Origin of the sequence: Alicyclobacillus kakegawensis NBRC 103104, from assembly GCF_001552655.1 — a bacterium.
Lineage (GTDB): Bacteria > Bacillota > Bacilli > Alicyclobacillales > Alicyclobacillaceae > Alicyclobacillus_G > Alicyclobacillus_G kakegawensis.
In genome coordinates this window covers 30,467-48,426 of the sequence record NZ_BCRP01000018.1, presented here as the reverse complement: position 1 = coordinate 48,426, position 17,960 = coordinate 30,467, and the positions used below count along the sequence as shown (strand labels likewise).

Annotated in this window: 15 protein-coding genes; 1 reads left to right on the top strand and 14 read right to left on the bottom strand. The window is 50.8% G+C overall.

Going from position 1 to position 17,960, the window contains the following annotated elements; genetic code table 11:
* Positions 1 to 264: 264 nt before the first annotated feature.
* The 14 genes from AK2_RS12840 to AK2_RS12775 all read right to left on the bottom strand — a co-directional run bounded on the left by AK2_RS12840 (position 265) and on the right by AK2_RS12775 (position 14,959).
* The gene (locus AK2_RS12840) at positions 265 to 624 is read right to left on the bottom strand and encodes a YidH family protein (RefSeq protein WP_067935065.1); all 360 of its coding nucleotides are present in this window, start codon (positions 622 to 624) and stop codon (positions 265 to 267) included.
* Between the two features lie 57 nt (positions 625 to 681).
* Positions 682 to 1,110 (bottom strand): YidH family protein, encoded by a 429-nt coding sequence (locus AK2_RS12835; RefSeq protein WP_083521178.1) that lies wholly within the window; start codon positions 1,108 to 1,110, stop codon positions 682 to 684.
* A 60-nt stretch (positions 1,111 to 1,170) separates the two neighbouring features.
* Positions 1,171 to 2,124 carry a formylglycine-generating enzyme family protein gene (locus tag AK2_RS12830; RefSeq protein ID WP_083521177.1) on the bottom strand — a complete coding sequence of 318 codons (954 nt, stop codon included), beginning with the start codon at positions 2,122 to 2,124 and terminating at the stop codon, positions 1,171 to 1,173.
* Positions 2,125 to 2,192: 68 nt separating this feature from the next.
* On the bottom strand, positions 2,193 to 3,371 hold the full coding sequence (locus AK2_RS12825) for an ROK family protein (protein ID WP_067935059.1): 1,179 nt from the start codon (positions 3,369 to 3,371) through the stop codon (positions 2,193 to 2,195).
* A 45-nt stretch (positions 3,372 to 3,416) separates the two neighbouring features.
* Positions 3,417 to 4,937, bottom strand: a complete 1,521-nt coding sequence (locus AK2_RS12820) for a sulfatase family protein (protein ID WP_083521176.1) — start codon at positions 4,935 to 4,937, stop codon at positions 3,417 to 3,419.
* Between the two features lie 50 nt (positions 4,938 to 4,987).
* Positions 4,988 to 6,055 carry an ABC transporter substrate-binding protein gene (locus tag AK2_RS12815; RefSeq protein WP_083521175.1) on the bottom strand — a complete coding sequence of 356 codons (1,068 nt, stop codon included), beginning with the start codon at positions 6,053 to 6,055 and terminating at the stop codon, positions 4,988 to 4,990.
* The gene (locus tag AK2_RS12810; RefSeq protein WP_245632903.1) at positions 6,039 to 6,821 is read right to left on the bottom strand and encodes an ABC transporter ATP-binding protein; all 783 of its coding nucleotides are present in this window, start codon (positions 6,819 to 6,821) and stop codon (positions 6,039 to 6,041) included. The genes AK2_RS12815 and AK2_RS12810 overlap by 17 nt, the downstream gene beginning before the upstream one ends.
* Positions 6,800 to 7,498 carry an ABC transporter permease gene (locus AK2_RS12805; RefSeq protein ID WP_217994703.1) on the bottom strand — a complete coding sequence of 233 codons (699 nt, stop codon included), beginning with the start codon at positions 7,496 to 7,498 and terminating at the stop codon, positions 6,800 to 6,802. The genes AK2_RS12810 and AK2_RS12805 overlap by 22 nt, the downstream gene beginning before the upstream one ends.
* Before the next feature lie 86 nt (positions 7,499 to 7,584).
* Positions 7,585 to 8,931: a sulfatase family protein gene (locus AK2_RS12800; protein ID WP_083521174.1), complete on the bottom strand. Its 1,347-nt coding sequence runs from the start codon at positions 8,929 to 8,931 to the stop codon at positions 7,585 to 7,587.
* Positions 8,932 to 9,417: 486 nt separating this feature from the next.
* Complete coding sequence (locus AK2_RS12795; RefSeq protein WP_067935045.1) at positions 9,418 to 10,431, bottom strand: CobW family GTP-binding protein; 1,014 nt, start codon at positions 10,429 to 10,431, stop codon at positions 9,418 to 9,420.
* 401 nt (positions 10,432 to 10,832) lie between these two features.
* Positions 10,833 to 11,585, bottom strand: a complete 753-nt coding sequence (locus tag AK2_RS12790) for an SDR family NAD(P)-dependent oxidoreductase (protein ID WP_067935043.1) — start codon at positions 11,583 to 11,585, stop codon at positions 10,833 to 10,835.
* Between the two features lie 86 nt (positions 11,586 to 11,671).
* Entirely contained in the window at positions 11,672 to 12,556 is an 885-nt protein-coding gene (locus tag AK2_RS12785; RefSeq protein WP_067935041.1) for a polysaccharide deacetylase family protein, read from the bottom strand.
* Positions 12,557 to 12,620: 64 nt separating this feature from the next.
* Positions 12,621 to 13,595 carry an asparaginase gene (locus tag AK2_RS12780; RefSeq protein WP_067935040.1) on the bottom strand — a complete coding sequence of 325 codons (975 nt, stop codon included), beginning with the start codon at positions 13,593 to 13,595 and terminating at the stop codon, positions 12,621 to 12,623.
* 41 nt (positions 13,596 to 13,636) lie between these two features.
* Positions 13,637 to 14,959 (bottom strand): MFS transporter, encoded by a 1,323-nt coding sequence (locus AK2_RS12775; protein ID WP_067935037.1) that lies wholly within the window; start codon positions 14,957 to 14,959, stop codon positions 13,637 to 13,639.
* A gap of 340 nt (positions 14,960 to 15,299) precedes the next feature.
* On the opposite strand from AK2_RS12775, the gene AK2_RS12770 reads away from it, so the two are divergent.
* Entirely contained in the window at positions 15,300 to 17,084 is a 1,785-nt protein-coding gene (locus AK2_RS12770; protein ID WP_067935035.1) for a sigma-54 interaction domain-containing protein, read from the top strand.
* The last annotated feature ends 876 nt before the right edge of the window (positions 17,085 to 17,960 follow it).

The following is a 17,960-nucleotide window of genomic DNA, read 5'->3' as shown; positions in this document are numbered from 1 at the left end:
CCAATCTTTCGGCATTTTCCGACCGGCAAGAACCCAGCCGAAGCAAGCGGCCCGTCATTGTTACTCCATACTCGCTCTACGGGAGTGATTCATTCCTGCCCCCAATTGCTCTTGAAATCTCCCCCGCTATCGAAGTTGGGTGGTACCATGGCTACATCCTCCATGTCCGAGTTAACACTAATCTACAGAAAGGCTAATTTTCAATCAAGCCATACCTGCGAGTATGTTGAGCTTCATCATCGATGGTTAGGCCTAACTTCTATGTCAAACATGGGACAGAAACTGCATGACTCCCAAACCGACTGCTACAACAAGAATCAGACCTAGCAATCCGTACAGCCAAAAGAGGGAATGAAGACTTGTGCGGTGACCATGAACGTTGATCTCCGCCCTTTTCTTGAAGTAGTGAACCGTGGCCAACACGGAGGCTAAAGCACCGGATAGCGTCAGGCCTTCAGCTACGATGCGGATTGGATACCATCTGGAGATATGGGTATCGATGGCGAGAGTAATTAACGCAAATCCCACACCGGATACAGATAGAATTGAGCGCAGCCAAGCCAGCACCGTTCGCTCATTGGCCAGGTGTTGCAAAACGCGTTTACTCTCATCAGTATCATTCATCTTCTACGTTGTTCCCTCCGGTACTTTCGGGGGCTGCCATACTGTTCTAACGGAACGCTAGTAGGCGAGGGCCATATAACACGCCATGGCAATCAAAACTGCGGCGACGGAAGAGCCGACGAAGATGACACAGATCCCGGTTGAATGAAACCCAGAATGATTAATCCCCTCTCGCTTCTGTAGATACGAAACAGCCGCGAAAACGGATGCCACAAAGCCAAATACAATTGTAAATAAGCCTATCAGCTTGATGAGCAGGTCAGCGTTTGAATGTAGTCGATTGCCGAATTCAAAATGAAGTGTGGTTGTTACGAAACCAACGCCTAAAATCGATATGATTGTACGAATCCACGCCAGAAATGTACGTTCGTTGGCGAGATGCTGCTGGACATATTTAGATTCATCCACGAAGACAGGCGGCCGTTCTAAACCCTGATGAACTTGTGTAGATTTCCTCCTGCTGATCATCATTTCCACCTTCGCCACCGCAGTCTGGTTTCAATCCCCAACAATTGCACATGCCCGGGCAGCGGATGACAACTTGCATCAGGCATCGGCAGCACACCGGAATCCCATGTGCCCGGTGGAACTGTCGGGCGTATTGGAGCTCCTGGCGGCAACACGATAACGATTGCAATAGGATTCATGACACAGATACGAACCGCCTCGAATGACTCGGTTTTGTCCTATCGGGGGCCCCTTCGGATCGACAGTTGGGCTGTTCATGTAATAATTCGGACTAAACCAATCCGCGCACCATTCCCATACATTTCCTGATACGTTGTACAAGCCAAAACCATTGGGTCGAAAACTCTTTGCGGGTGCTGTACTGACAAACCCGTCCTCCGCGGTGTTCCGGTATGGAAATTCCCCCTGCCATATATTACACTGGTGCTCTCCATCCTCTGAGAGCAACGAGTCCCCCCAGGGGTAACGTTTTTGAACCAATCCGCCCCTTGCCGCGTATTCCCACTCCGCCTCGGTCGGCAACCTTTTTCCGGCCCATGCGCAATAAGCAACTGCGTCGTTCCACGACACGTGGACCACGGGGTGATCCAGCCGGTTTGAGATGTCCGAATCGGGGCCCTCAGGATGTTGCCAATCAGCGCCCTCCACCACATACCACCAAGGCGCTGTGGGAACGACTTGCGTGACGGTCTTGGCGACCTGTTCGGAAACCAAACTGTGGAAAACAAAGGACCAGCCAAACTTCTCCGCATCCGTGACATAGCCGGTCTCTTGCACAAACAATTGAAACTCGGCGTTCGTGACTGTACAAGCGTCAATGTAGAATGGTTTCAAGGTCACTTTGTGGACCGGACCTTCCCCGTCATCGGGAAAGCCCTCGTTGGAGTCGGTCCCCATCAGGAAGTCTCCACCTGGTAGATAGATCATGTCAGAAGTGACGTCTTTCGTCTCACCGCCATGTGGAAACTGGACGCGACCCGATGACCCCTTTCGGCCCGGAGTGCAACACGAATGAGTTTGGAGGTTTTTCATTCGCAGATCCCCCCGTTTGAAATCATCAGGCACGTACTGGAGGTGATAAGTCCATCGAGAAATACCGCCTAGATGTATGGCATGAGTTCCCGTTCCAGATCTGGCAATCCGCCAACCAGCATGAAGTGGTAGATGCCCAAACTGCCTGCTCCCAGCACGCCAATCTCATGCACACCGTATGCGGACTTCTGGATTGTGACAGGCCCGGTAATGACTCTCTTGGTTAGGACATGTTTCAGTTCATTCCACACGACTTCACTGTCAAATATCCGGCCACAGGCAATCACATGCGGTACAGACAACACGTTCATCGTGTTGGTTAAGCCGATACCCAGGGAGGCTCCGACTTCTTGGAACACCTCCCGGATTTCGGGGACGTTTTCAAGCGCAATCAAGTCAGATATATCTATGTCCCCGTTCGCGAAATAATGGGGATACAATGATTTCACTTTTCTTAGAATGTTATCGGTGCCCGCGAACAGCTCCACGCATCCAACGCTTCCGCACCAGCATTCATCGGAGTCCTGGCGAATGGAAATGTGCCCCACATTCACAGGACCAAACCGATAGGGAACGCCATTGCTTATCAACCCAGCGCCCACACCCACATCGGCGTACAGGAAAAGCATATTGTTCAACGGTTTCCCGAGACCCATGAGTTTTTCCGCCAGTGACATCCCCACTACGTTGTTGTCCATCACCACGCGCGCGCCCGTTCGTCTCTGAACAAATTCCACCAAGGGTACATTGGCCCAGCGCTCATTAGGGCGCCGATTCACAGTGCCAGAAAAGAAATCCACCCATCCATTGACTCCCAGGGCAATTCCCAACACTTTTTCCTGGTTTACGGTTAGCTTGCGAACGAACGCCTCAATCAGCGCTACGGTCTCATCGACAGACTGGTCTTCCGAGAGATGGTCTTCTCTTTGCAGGATCTCACCCTTCAAATTAATCACACTGCAGCTAAGAATCTTTCTCCCGATGTGAACGCCGATGACGTATCGGCCATCCGCGTTCACATCAATCAAGATCTCTCTTCTGCCCACTCTGCTTTGAGAAGCCACCCGATCCGTTTCAACGAGAATTCCGTCGGAGATGAGCTCGGATGTGATGTTGGAGATGGTTGCCGCTGCCAAATGGGTGATCTTCGAAATCGCCAAGCGACTGATTGGCCCGTACTGATAAACCGTTTTTAAAACCAAGTAGCGATTCAGGTGCTTTGTACGGTTTACATTCTGGCCAATCATCGCAAGGGTCACCTCTTGTCTGTGAAGGCAGCTCCCCGGGTGGTTCTACGCGAAACTCAAGCGGGGCGGATACGGTCCTTCGAGCTGTCCATACATGTCTATCATGGCCTTCATCATTCGCAATACAACATCGGTGTAAGCCGGATCGTTGTATAAATTCACGAATTCGTGCGGATCCTCCTGCAAATCATACAGTTCTCCTTCATTGCGGCCCAGAAAATAGTTGAGCTTGTACCGCTCGTCAACGATGGTCTTGACATAAAACGCGGGTTCGGCACGATTCTCAATCAGGCAATAGTTCCGCACGGATTCATGCGGGTTCATCCAGGTGTGAAGCTGGCTCACACCTTGGACACTAGGTGCGTTCCCAATTTGGCACAAGTCACACAAGGTAGGTGCGAGATCGACCAGACTTTGCAAACTCTGACTCTGGACATTTTGCGGAATGTGCCCTGGCCAGCTTACGATAAACGGAACGCGTATCACGTCCTCGTAGTGAAGCGGGCCTTTTAACCACAGTCCGTGGTTACCCGCATAATCACCATGATCCGATGTGAAGATGACAACCGTATTTTCGGTCAGCCCGAGTCGATCAAGAGTCTGCATCAGTCGACCAATGTGATGATCAATCAGACTGATCATACCGTAATAGGCGGCCAGCCACCGTTTGGCGCGCGTTTCACCGATTTTGTCCGTCGTCGGCCCAAGACACTGTATGCCTTTCGTTGGATGGTTCGGATCGGCGGTGATTTCGACATCCATTTCATCCAGCCTGTCCTCAATGAGGCACTTGTGCAAAAGGGTCTTGTCGTCCATTTCACCGGGCCGCCGGATAAACTCGGGCAGATCCTCAATATCGTACATCTGGTCCCATGGTTCCGGCACCAAGAACGCGTTGTGGGGATCTTGGAAACTGCACCACACAAAGAATGGCTGATCCGTGTCGTGCTGCTCGAGGAACTCTATCGTTTGGTCAGCCGTCCACCTGGTATAGTGAAATTCCTCGGGGAGGTCCCACCTCCCCTCGCGATAGCCGCCATTCGGGCCGAAATACTTGTCAATATCGATGCCTTGATCCTCCAACCAGACGCCATAGTGCATGCCCGCAGAGGATATCTCGTCAGCGTGACCGTGGAGCATCTTGACTTTTTGAAAGCCGTAATACGGGCCATCCCAATGTCGCCAAAAATCTCTATCAAAAGTGTGCGGGCGCGCCTCAAAACTCCCCTCTGCCAGGACAGGCTGGAAGTGGGTCTTGCCGAACAGAGCTGTGCGATACCCCGCCGCGCTGAATGCATCGCTTATGCGCGGTCGGCCTTCATCTAATTTCACACCAATATTCCAGCATCCGTGCCGCGATGGATATTCACCTGTCAAGATAGAAGCTCGGCTTGGGGAACATACCGGATTGGTAACGTATGTCCTCCCAAAACTCACGCCACGTGCGGCTAAGGCGTCCAGATTCGGGGTCTTTATCACGGAGTTCCCCAATGCATGAATCGTGTTCGCGTGTTGTTGATCAGTCGTAATCAGCAGGACGTTTGGCCTCACTTGCGCCACTTCCATCTCTCCATTTCATCATTGCACCATGCGCACAGCACAGACAAAGCAACCCATCATTTGGAGATGTTCTTGTAGTATTTCTCATTCACAAACGTTGACGGATTAACCACCTTAGGCAGGGTTCCGCTCTGTACAAACTGCTCCTCCAAATTTTTCATCCACCCATCGACAGTCCCGTCGACCATGTAGGACCGAATTTGGGAGGAACTCAACCAATCCGTCGTGCCTGCTTGGGATTGCAGGGAAGCGGCTGGCGCGCCGGTGAAGGAAGCCGTCATTGAGACCGCCTGCTGGACATGGTTCATTCGCCAGTCATTCGCTTCGGCTAAAGCATTGACAAATTTTTGGACCAGGTCACTGTGAGACTTCTCAAAACTTGGGCTGGCTGTCCATACCTGCGGAAACGTAAATTCAGGCATGAATGTCCTGTCCGTCGCCAAGACCACTGTGTTCGGCATCTGCTTTTGTATCTCGGATGTGTAAGGATTCCATGTGGCCACAGCATCCACGTGCCCAGCCACAAAGCCGCTCACTTCACTGGACACATCCATATTCACGATTTTGACATCCGACGGGGTCAACCCTGCCTTTTTCAGGGCCAGGTTGAGGATCATCTCTCCTGACGTTCCTTTTGGCACACCGATGGTATGCCCCTTCAGGTCCGCCAGCGTTTTAATGCCCGACTTCGGATTCGCCAAAATCATGTCACCCACATTCAGGCTATCAACGGCAACAATGTCGGCCTTGCCTTCTGCGGCCAGGAAGATGGCGCCCGGCCCAATGTACGCGATATCAACTTGTCCTGCCGCCATCGCATCGATTTCGGGCGGCCCACTCGTGAATTTCACAGGCTGCACATCAATGCCCTGTTGCTTGAAGTACCCTTCCTTTTGGGCAATCGCCAGTGGAGCCGCCCCATGGATATCAGGCATGTACGCAACGCGAACGACAGGGAGCTTTCCAGATTCCTTGTCTTTCGAAGTCTGGGCGTTGGTTGAATTCTCACTGCTCGTGCCGCAACCAGCCAAAGCGACGACAGAAGCCAAAGAAATTGCACCAGCCAGCATCACACGTTTCATTGAAAAATCCCCCTTGAAATTGAAATTAGTGACGGTAGACATTCATCCACACTTCGTTCTTCAGATGTGTAAAACTATCCAGAAGCTTGGTTTCCTGATTTCTCGGGTATGGTAAGTCAACCTTCAACTCCTTCTTGATTCGCCCTGGATGGGCGTCCATCATGATGACGCGGTTGGCCAATATGACCGCTTCTTCCACGTCGTGCGTAATGAAGAAGACAGTCTTCTTCTCCTTTTCCCACGTTTTGAGAAGCTCTTCCTGCAATTGGCCGCGGGTTTGAGCATCCAAGGCCCCAAACGGCTCGTCCATGAGCAGGACCTCGGGATCGACCGCGTACGCCCTGGCGATGGCCACGCGTTGTTTCATGCCCCCGGACAGTTCCTTGGGATAGGCATCTTTAAACTTTGTGAGTCCAACTAGATCCAAATAATGAAGCGCTATTTCTGTTCTCTCACGTTTGGGTATCCCTTTGAGTTTTAATCCAAACTCCACATTTCCGAGAACAGTCTTCCACGGAAAGAGTGCGTATTGCTGAAAGATGACACCGCGACTGGGATGCGGGCCCTCGACAGGAACTCCTCTGTGCAAAACGGTTCCTCCGTCGGCCCTCTCCAGCCCGCCAAGAATGTTCAGCAGGGTGGTCTTCCCGCATCCAGAAGGACCGACCACACAGATGAAGTCCCCCTCGTTAATCTCCAAATTCACGTTGTCTAAGACCACATGGGTTCCCTTACCGGTCGCAAATGCCTTCGTCACGTTCTCTACTTTGATGACATGTTGAGAGCCTATTTCAATGTCTCCTGCCACCTCGTCAGCCTCCTTTCCATCCAGAGAACGCCCCGGTCCATGAGAAACCCGATGATGCCAATGATGAAAATCCCCATGACAATGACGGAGACCTGGTAGTACAACCCAGCCTGCTCAATCATGCTGCCGAGCCCATGCTGACTCGCGATAAGTTCTGCAGCCACCAAAGTGCTCCAAGCGCTCGCGAGACCCAGCCGGATGCCGACGAGAATGTATGGAAAAGAGGCGGGGATGACCACATCCCAAAACAGATTGAAGTCATTGGCCCCAAGCACTCTGGCCGCCTTCAACAGAGTGGTGTCCACGTTCTTCACGCCCTGATAGACGGAAATCACGATGGTTAAAAATGCGGCGGTCCAGATGACGAATATCTTCGCCGATTCACCGATGCCGAAAATAATCACGACCATTGGAATCAACGCTATGGGAGGCACGGTTCTAAAAAACTGGATCCAGGGTTCAAGCAATCCCTGGGCCCATCGGTACCACCCCATCAAGAACCCGATGGGAACCGCAAGAACCAACGCTATGGCAAAGCCAATGCCTACCCGCATCAAGCTCATGCCGATGTTCGTCCCCAGCCCCGCATGAAGTTGCTGGGGAACCGCCTGCAGCACCGCTATGGGTGTCGGCAACACCTTACTGAACGCAGGGATGAGTGCGAGTACCCACCACAAGGCAATTCCGCCGACAATTGAAATCGCAGGGTAAACCCTTCGCAATCGTTCTCACCGCCCATACACTGTCTTCACGAGATTCCCAATCAGGGGTCAATGGAAGGCTTGCGATCCGGCAAAACAAAATCCATCACGCGGCGGTGCTTCTCATAGGCCTCCATCGCCTGCTGGCCGTAGAGTTGAATTCCCGGCGGGCCGTACAGCGCGTTCACCTTCATGGGATCCGTCTCGCCGGCGACGCGCGATTCCCAATCCGTCAAGTAATCCATTAACTCCTTCACCACACTCCTGTGCTCATGCGCCACGGAGTGCTGTTCGAATACATCATGCTTCCGGTCAAAAAGTTGCACATTAGGGATATCCCACTGACCCGGATGATAGGTCCGGATTAATTTCCAATTTTCCGTTATGACGGCTCGTTGAGCCGTGTACAACCCATGTCCGCACACCAGGTGCGTTCGGCTGTCCCCGGAAAGCAGAGATTTCGCATCCCATTTCTCGGGAACGCGGACGCCAAACAAATCCAGTATTGTTGCGGACAAATCCATTTGGTAGACCAAGTCGTGCCTGACTCCCGATTGCTGCAAAGCTTTCGGAAGACGCACGATCAGCGGAACACGGTTTGTGCCATCATAGACACTCCAGTGCTCAATGTAGACCCCATGCTCGCCAAGTTCCTCACCATGATCGGCGGAAATGATGATGGCCGTGTCCTCGCTTATCCCTAACGAATCGAGTTTCTTCAGGACCTGACCGATGTGATAATCAACATATCGAATCTCAGCATCGTACAGGTCCACCACATGCTTGTACGTCTCGTAGGAATCAATCCCCATCATGCCGGCCGAATGCCAAAACACATCGTTCCGATGATTGTGAACCTGGTCCTTGGTCGGGTATTCTGGATAATCGTCCGATTTTACTGCGTCCACGCAGGACTCCGGCGGATTGTACACACTGTGGACGTCCCAGTACTGTACCCAGAGAAAGAAGTCGTCCTTTGCATGGTCATCCAGCCAATCCAAGGCGATCTCGTTGATCTTCCAAGCCGGAGTGGCCTGAAAGTGCCAACCTTTTGGATCGTAAAAATTTTCCCATCCGACATAAAACCACGGAGAAGGATGTCTTCCAAAGGTAGAGACGGCGGCAGTCGTGACCCCTGCGACGCGCAAGATGTTCGGTAAGGTATCGACTTTGAGATCCATGGTTTCGCCGCGTGATCCATGTGTCACAATACCTGTTCTCGTCCCCAACCGCCCACTAATCGTCGCCGCTCTGGAGGGCATGCAAGGGCTGTCTGACGTATAGCAGTTGGTAAACACGATTCCATCCCGAGCAACTTGATCAATATTGGGGGATGTCGGACGTTTATAGCCGTACACGCCCAGATGGTCAGGACGAAGACTATCGATGTCGAAATAGATGACTTTCAATGATCACCTCACCCCTTCTCTATTTAATTAATACATTTGATAAATTAATGATTGCACAGAATGATAACGTTGTCAATGTGGCTTGATGGAGTTTTAATAATCGCGCCTTTAGTAACTGTTGCAAAAGACGTTCTACACTACACACCCGGGTAGGCCACACGATGACATGGTGATGATTCGTAAACGCCGCTACGTAGATTCTCGTGAGCAATATCGAAGGGGTGTGTCTACCCTGGCAGCTCCTATCTTCGATGACATGTCCAATCGGGTGGTGGGATGGGTTTCATGGATACGTTGAGCGGCATCACGACCACCATTTCGCCAAGACGCGCGCGCACCGCTCAACGTATGAAAGGGTGATATAAGCACAGGAAATGTAGTCCAAACCAGGAGTGCGCATCCCTCCGACCCGATTTAGTCGACGAAGTGTCCGTTCGCCCGTCCGTCAAAGAAGATTCGGACAGGACTAGGAGTAGCCATTGCGTTTCACGCATTAAGTAAGATGGGTCGAGCCCCAAGCAAATGACGGAAGGCATGGAGAGAGTTGATCATTTCCTCCGCATGAATCCCCCTTAAAATGAATGTGATTCTGGTTTGGCGGTCATGGCCTGACCAATCTGATAAATGTTCGGGTGGATGGATGATATGTTGCACCCCATTTAAGACCACCGGTCCATCGTTACCAACGTCGAGTATTCCTTTTACCCGTAACACATGTTCTCCGCGAGCGAACAAGAGCATACTCATCCATACTCCGAACGCTGACCAGTCGATAGGACCATCAAATGAAATGGATACGGATTGCGTTTCAGTTTGATAAATATGTGAATTTTCAAGTTTTTTATCTACGGTAATCGCATGGGGCAGGATATTCCCACTTGTCTCGGCAGACCAATCCAGTGCAGCGAACAAGGCATTAAAATCCATATTTCCGTGTTCTGAAATAAAGATTTTTGCAGTCGGGTTCAACGCACGGATTCTGCCAAATACCTGTTCCTCCGTCACAGAATCAACGAGGTCGCGTTTCGTGACCACTATGACGTCTGCCAAAGAAATTTGTTTGGAGAGTTCCGGATGGTTGCCGGTTTGTCGAGGATAATTTACGCTGTCAACCGTTGTCAGAATGCCACCGATACGAAAATGGTGCTGCAACATAGGATCGGTAAGGATTGTGAATACCATGGGGGCCGGATCGGCAAGGCCTGTAGTTTCGATGACTACACCGGTGAGGATTTGAGAGTCTTTGCGGTTTATCAACTTAGACAATTCTCTCGCAAGGTCCTCACGCTTTTGACAACAAGCGCATCCACCACCGATGAGAGACAGTTCTTCAGCGGCAGCGTTTAATAGGTGATGGTCAATCGAAGCCTGACCAAATTCATTGACGATGAGAGCCGAGTTTCTCCATCTACCATGTCTCAGCATTTTCTGAAGCAATGTCGTTTTACCACTGCCCAGAAATCCGGTGACCACAAAAGCAGGAATCTTGTCCGTCTTCATTACCCCATATTCCCCTTGACGTCGCCGATAAGGCTGAGATGGTTCACCAGGCGTGAATCGGTAGGATCGACTGGCTGTCCAGCAAGGTTTTGGGCTTCTGTCCAAACTTCAGACAGGTTTGTGCATAGTACCGAGTTACCCTTACGATCCGATATCATATACCGATTTCCCGCCCAGTACCGCACATTCAATCCGTAAAATTCAAGAACCTCGTTTAAAATCTTTACCCGGTGATGATGATCTCGCGTGCGGGTACGCTGACTTGCGCCTCCGACAATGGTTGTAGATTGCTCATCCTCACCAGACAACTTATCCGTCCAATGAATCTGAGTAATCAACTCACCACATAACACACACATCGATGATTCAATCCTTCCTACAAACTTATGATTTGCTGCTGTTTATAACATCACGTCTCCGCAGTTTGGACCAAGAGTTTGCCCGGTATATAGACTTCCGTCTGGATCACTCGCGAGGAAAACTACGGTCGGGGCTACTTCCTCAACTGTCCCAAATCGAGGGATAGCCAATTCATTGCGCTTGGCTTGCTTCCAATCGTCATCCAATCCACGTATCAGCTCCGTTTCAATCGGACCTGGCGCCACACAATTCGCGGTGATTCCGTATTTTCCCAATTCCAAAGCTATAGATTTAGTGAATCCGATGACGCCGGCTTTCGCAGCGGCATAATGGCTTAAATCGACTCCACCTTTTTGTCCCAACTGCGATGCAATACTAATGATGCGACCGTACCGCTGCTTCATCATGTGTGGAACAGCGAATCTGGTAGTCAGAAAAACGCTCCGTAAATCTACCTCAATCATACGGTCCCATATCTCCACACTCATCTCATGAATCGGTGATTGCGTCAATATCCCCGCATTGTTGACAAGGATGTCGATTCCACCAAGTTTTTCAATTGCGGTCTCAATCACCGTGCGTGCCGTTTGTTCCAAGGAGACGTCACCCTGCACAAAGTGGGCTCGCCGACCTTGCCCTTCAATTTCCTCACGTAGACGGTCGATGGTGGATTCACTTTGACCCAGCCAGTTTACAACGATATCGGCACCTTCGGCCGCCATCCTAAGTGCTATTGCACGACCAATCCCACTACCTCCACCTGTAATAACGGCTCGTTTGCCTATCAACCGCACGTTTTGATACTCCCTTCACTCTTTGAATCGGGCGGGTGCCCCCACATTGGGGGCACCAATCACCACTCTCCATGTTTCAAAGAGAATCATTTATTGCGTGGAAACCTCTGCAGAAAGTCGTCAGCTATCTCATTGAACGTAACCCACCGCACACCCTCGTGCTGGTTAATGTACTCAATCAAGCGTTCATGCATCAGAAGGACTTGGGGACGTCCACTGACATCCGGGTGTATCGTCATCGGAAATACGGCATAGTCAAATTCGCGATACACCCAGTCAAACTGGTCACGCCACAGCTGCTCAATATCCCTTGGGCTTACGAATCCAAAACTGTTGGGTGATTTCTTGATGAACATCATCGGCGGCAGGTCATCCAGATACCAGTTCGCCGGGATTTCAACCAAGTCTGTCTCTATTCCTCTTTCAAGTGGCTTCATCCACTCGGACGCTTCTTTCGAATAATCAATCTTTGTCCATTTGTCGCCAACGCGTACGTAATATGGAGTAAAATCATTATGCATAAGACTGTGGTCATACTTAATTCCATGTTTAAGCAAAAGTTCATTTGTAATATTCGAGAATTCCCACCATGGGGCCACATAGCCAGTCGGTCGCTTACCAGACAACTGCTCAATTAATTCAATCGACCGAAGTAGGACTTCCTCTTCCTGCCGCTCAGTCATGGCTATTGGGTTTTCATGAGAATAGCCATGGGCCCCCACTTCGTGTCCCGCTTCTACAACCATTTTCATCTGCTCCGGAAATGTCTCAATGGAGTGCCCCGGTATGAACCATGTCGTCTTAATGTTATATTTATCAAAGAGTTTTAAGAGGCGCGGTGCACCAACTTCCCCAGCAAACATTCCACGGGAAATGTCATCTGGAGAATCTTCTCCTGCGTAAGAGCCCAGCCACCCCGCGACTGCATCGACGTCAACACCGTAAGCCACCAAAATCTCCTTCTTCGCCATAACGGAACCTCCTGTAAAGTTTTTATAGACTTTTCCGAACCCCCAGCCCAACCACCCGTATTGTCTAGGGTCGACTATACGCCTCTACGAATCTCCACATCTCTTGCCACCCTACGTTATTAGCTAGTAGTAGACCCAGTAAAATCCTTGCTTTTTCTCCAGCTAAATCCCCAGCAAACCATGCACCCGCGCGCTCCAGATCTCTTCCTCCCCCACCACCGTAGACCGGTCGGACAGCCCCGCGGATGCAACGGCTAGTCACGATAACGGGGACACCCTGTTGTACGAGCCGAGATATTTCACTGTGAATGCTTGGATGTGCGTTGCCACGCCCGAAAGCCTCCAAAACCACCCCCTTATACCCGGTGCACATCTGCTGAAATTCGGCACCCGTCATCCCCACTCCAAGTCGAACAAGAGCCACAGGCACAGGCACTTTTACATTCAAAACAGGCCTGCGGTCCGCCTGTCTCAGGACAATTACACGATCACCATCCATGCGGCCCACCGGTCCCCAACCCGGCGAATCAAAAGCCTCTAAGGCGCTCGTGTCCACCTTTCGCACTTCCCTGGCGGCATAGAGAAATCCAGCAAACGCGATGACAGTCCCAATATTGCGCGCTGACTCGGATTGCGCGATGCAAACGGCGTTCCGAAGATTGTTCGGACCGTCGCCGTGGGGGTTGGAAGCGTCTAGCTGGGCCCCCGTTAAAACGACCGGTTTCATGTAGTGGCCAGTAGTCAGAGACAAATAGAATGCGGTCTCCTCCATGGTATCCGTCCCATGCGTCAGGACGACACCCTGTACGTCCGGTGATTCGAGTGCCTCTATCACACGTTCGCCGATGAATGCAAGTGTTTCATAATTGAAGGCAAAGCTCCCCATAGTCGTTAGCGTGTCAACTTGCACGGACGCCATTCCCAGCCTTTGAACAAGTTCCTCCCCCGACAAAGACGCCGCCAAATCACCATTGTCTTGAGGGAGAGACGCTATCGTGCCCCCTGTTGTAATGATTCGCACGTGGGGATACCCGGTCACTTAACCAATCTCTCCTTCCTATTCCCGTCTAACTCATGGCCTCATTTGGATATGGACTCAAGAACTTGGCCAGGCCGGATTCGGCGAGCGCCTATCATCAATACACCGGAGAGCAGCATTGGTAATGCGCCAGCCACCAAGGCTCCAGAAGTCACCCCTGCCGTACCCGTGACCGCAGCAAAGACGGCTGAGCCCACGATCCCCCCTAGAGGTCCCATCGAGTTGACCACTGAGGCGGCCGTCCCTCGCATGCGGGTGGGAAAGGATTCGCTGATATACGACATCACCGCAGAATAGGAACCAATCAAGAAAAACAATCCTAAAGTGTAAGTTACGATTACGGCCAAGAAGCCATGGGCCAGGAACAGCATGATGGCGTAGAAAAGAGACCCTAGCACCCAGGACATGATGATGGTTTCGCGCCGGCCAATCTTGTCTCCAACATATCCGTGAGTCACGTATCCGATGTAAGCAACGGCGTTGGACAAGATGAGCATGAACAAAGAGCTCGTAAAGGAGATTCCCTTGCCTTCGACCAAAACCGTGGTGGACAGGACCGAAAACACCTGTATGGCCATCCAGTTGAGCAGGTAAGCGATACAAAGGAAAAGTGTGTGCTTGCGCGTGTCGCGGTCAAACATCTGTAGAAGAGAGGTCTTTGTCATCTTCTCGGAGTCTATCTCATAGACCTTGGCCAACTCGTGAGCTTCTTCGACACGATTTTTCCGAAGCAGCTGTCTGACCTGCTTCATTTGTTCAAACCTGGGCGACTCCTGAAGCTTCGACCACAGAATTACAATCACGATTGCAGGAAACGTTGCCACCAGGAACGTGCCTCGCCAACCAACGTGCGGCTCAAGCACAGCGGTCATCAAGGACGCAAACAGCACACCAATCGGCCATCCCCCTTGTACAAAGCTGTAGAGGAAACCTCGCCGCCCAGGCCCCATAATCTCCGTCAGATAGGTCGTATTGACCGCCTGCTCAGAGTAGCCCAAGCCGGACAGGGCACGGATAAAAATGAGATAAATCGGATTCATCGTAAGGGCGGTCAGCCCCGAGCTGATGGCAGCTCCAAACGTCGTGATCATGAGCGTATTTTTTCTGCCAAGATAGTCAGTCATGGGTCCTACGAGGAAGGACAGGATAAATGTTCCTACAGATACCCATGTGGCAATCTGCAAACTGAGAACGGTCGACCAATGAAAACTCTGCGCTATAACAGGTAGAAGAGTTCCAAACAAGATGTAGTCGTAAACCGAAAACATCCAGGCTAGAAATGAACAGACCAATGCATACGTCACTTGTTTGCTGGTCAGGGTGACCTGCCTAATTAGTCGAATTCCTTTCACGGATGTGGCCATTTCAATTTTCACCTCTCTTGGCTATAGTCGCTTCTTTCTCTCTTCTTTCTTCGATAACTTTCCTACTACAGCAGAACGAACATTCCGCAGCCTTCCATTGATATAATCCTGCGCAGCCTTCACCCCCAAACAAGCGCTTTCGCTTCTATGTTGTCTGCAATTTCTGTGCCAACAGAAAGACGCTTACCTTGTTGCCTAAACAGCCGGGCTATCAAAGAATTTTGCAGACAACCTTGGATGTGAAACTGATACAGGCGATTATTCTTGCACATTTGCATTGCACTTTGGCAATTTACATGCGATGATAAAGATAAAATATTGCATCAAGGGGGGAATGTTGATGGGAGAGCAGTTCAAGCGTCCAATCCATGAAACCGAGATTATCAACCTTGTTTTAAACGCTCTTCCGTTTTCGGGATGCTTGCTTTCCCCTACAGGAGAACTCCTGTTCGCAAATGAGTCCGGCCGCAGGGTGTATGAAGAAGTCCGGTCCTCCTTCTTATCTTCCCAATACTGGATGGACCTTCTGCAGTCAAAAACGATTGTTGGTCATACTTTCTCTGTCGGAGATTCCAAATATGTCCTATCCGGTGCTCCCGTCCGCCTTGCGGGAGAATTATTTGGGATCATGGCTGTTTTTGGTGATTATTCGGTTTACCGTTCGGTTTTTCATGATGAATTACAGTCCTACCAAACAACTATCCATGATCTGCAGACGATATTCGATAACTCGTATGACGTTCTGTATGTTTCAGACGGTGAAGGGCGAACACTTCGCGCCAGTAACGCCTGTGAAATTTTATGGGGAAAAAAACCGGAAGAGTTGGTCGGAAGGACAGTGTATGAACTCGAAAGGGAAGGTGTTTATCGCCCATCGGCGACGAGACTCGCATTAGAACGGGGAGAAAAAGTGCAGGTGATTCAGCAGACAAAGACCGGTCGCCGCCTAATGGTCGTCAGCACTCCTATCCGAGATGTTCATGGCAAAATCACACGGGTAGTCAATGCATCGAGAGACATAACTGAAATCCATGAATTAGAAGAGGAACTCAAGCAAATGAAAGCCCTGATCGAGGGCTATAGACAGCAATTGTACGAAGCTCAGAACAAGGAACGCAATCGACAACACAAGTTGGTATTTCATAGCAAGGTGATGTCAGATTTGAGTAGCACCCTCGTGAAAGTTGCGATGGTTGACTCCACTGTGTTAATCACAGGAGAATCTGGAGTCGGAAAGGAAGTAATCGCAAATTTTATCCATCAATACAGCCCGCGATCTTCGAATCCATTTATTAAAGTCAATTGTGCGGCCATACCGGAAAGCCTTTTAGAAAGTGAACTGTTCGGTTATGAGCAAGGTACATTTACCGGAGCAAACAGGCACGGAAAGGCCGGATTGTTCGAATTGGCGCACAAAGGGACCCTGTTTCTCGACGAAATTGGTGACATGCCTCTGAGTCTGCAGGCGAAACTTTTAAGGGTACTGCAAGACGGGGAGGTCAGACGTATCGGAGGTTCAAGTCCGAGACTGATTGATGTCCGCATCATCGCGGCAACAAACCAAAACTTAGAGCGCAGGATTCAGGAAGGCCTCTTCCGCAAGGACTTATACTATAGACTCAACGTCATCCCGATTTCTATACCTCCATTGCGGGACAGAGTAGAGGACATTTTTCCTTTGGTCCAACACTTTTCGGATTTATACTCACGCCAATTCCACAAACGGATAACCATCTCCAATGAAGTGATTCAGGTCTTTGAACGATACAATTGGCCGGGAAACGTGCGAGAACTGCAAAACGTGATTGAACGTATGATTGTTACCACTGAAGACAGTGAGATTCAGCCCAGACACATACCAAGCTATATCCTTTCAGGGGCCAGCGCACATTCAAGTACGAGCATTGACACCCATTCTTCTGGGGACGATATCACAGTAAGAAACATTGTGCCCCTAAAACGCGCGGTTCAAATCGTCGAATCGGAGTTACTTAAAATAGCGGTTCAAAAGTGTTCTACACTACAACAAGTGGCACGACTTCTCGAAGTCGATCCGTCTACAATATCCCGCAAATTATCCAAATATCAGTCGATGGGGATTGTGCAACTACCTGATTCCGAATGACTCATCTTGACCTGTGAACACGTTTTCGACCGTGTTTATGTTCTCTCGTAGTCCCTCCCGTTCATTCAATTCATTTGGTGGCTCATGTAGGCATCTGCACCAGCGGGGCCGGGGCCGTATCCAGAGTGTTGCTCGCCAGCATGACTTCGAATGCCTTCCCCGCCTTCCGGAGGCATGTGGTCTTCAATCGGCTGACCGAACGCCGACGCAAAGATTCCTTCGAAGATCCCGAAGAACACGCGCACAATTCCCAGGGCAAATGAGGGACCCGCCAACAGTGAGCGCCGTAAACACGGAACAAATCCTCATAGCATACATGACAGCAATGATGTCAGCCAACAGGCCCAATCGTCTTGACTGTGTGGAGACCCTTCCTTCGACCCAATCCATTTTCTCGACACCCATGTGCAGGTTCGACATGTGTCTAGATTATTCTCCCTGGTCCCTACTTATTATCTTTTTGTATATTTATTCATACGACACGTTTCCCTTATACGCACAAATGCTACTCCCTTGCAACCCTCGCTTCGACCACAACCTCCACGTGTCCCTTGAGCGCCCTTGTCACCGTGCAGCGAGACTCGACGAGGCGGACCAAATCCCGCACCCTCTCCATGTCCGCGTCGCTCGCGGTGGCCGGGAGCACGACGTACGGACGGTGCTCAATTGCGCTCGCAGTGCAAACCGCCTTCCTCGTTGAAGGCAGCGGTGGACGACACACTCAGGTCGATGTATGGTACCTTCCGGCTGGCAAGTGCAAAAGGCCAGGGCCAGGGTCATCATATAACAGGTGGCAGCCGCGCCGAGCAGCATCTCATCCGGGTTGGTGCCAATAGCCGGGCCGCCCCTCTGGGCGGGCGTGCTGACCACCGACCA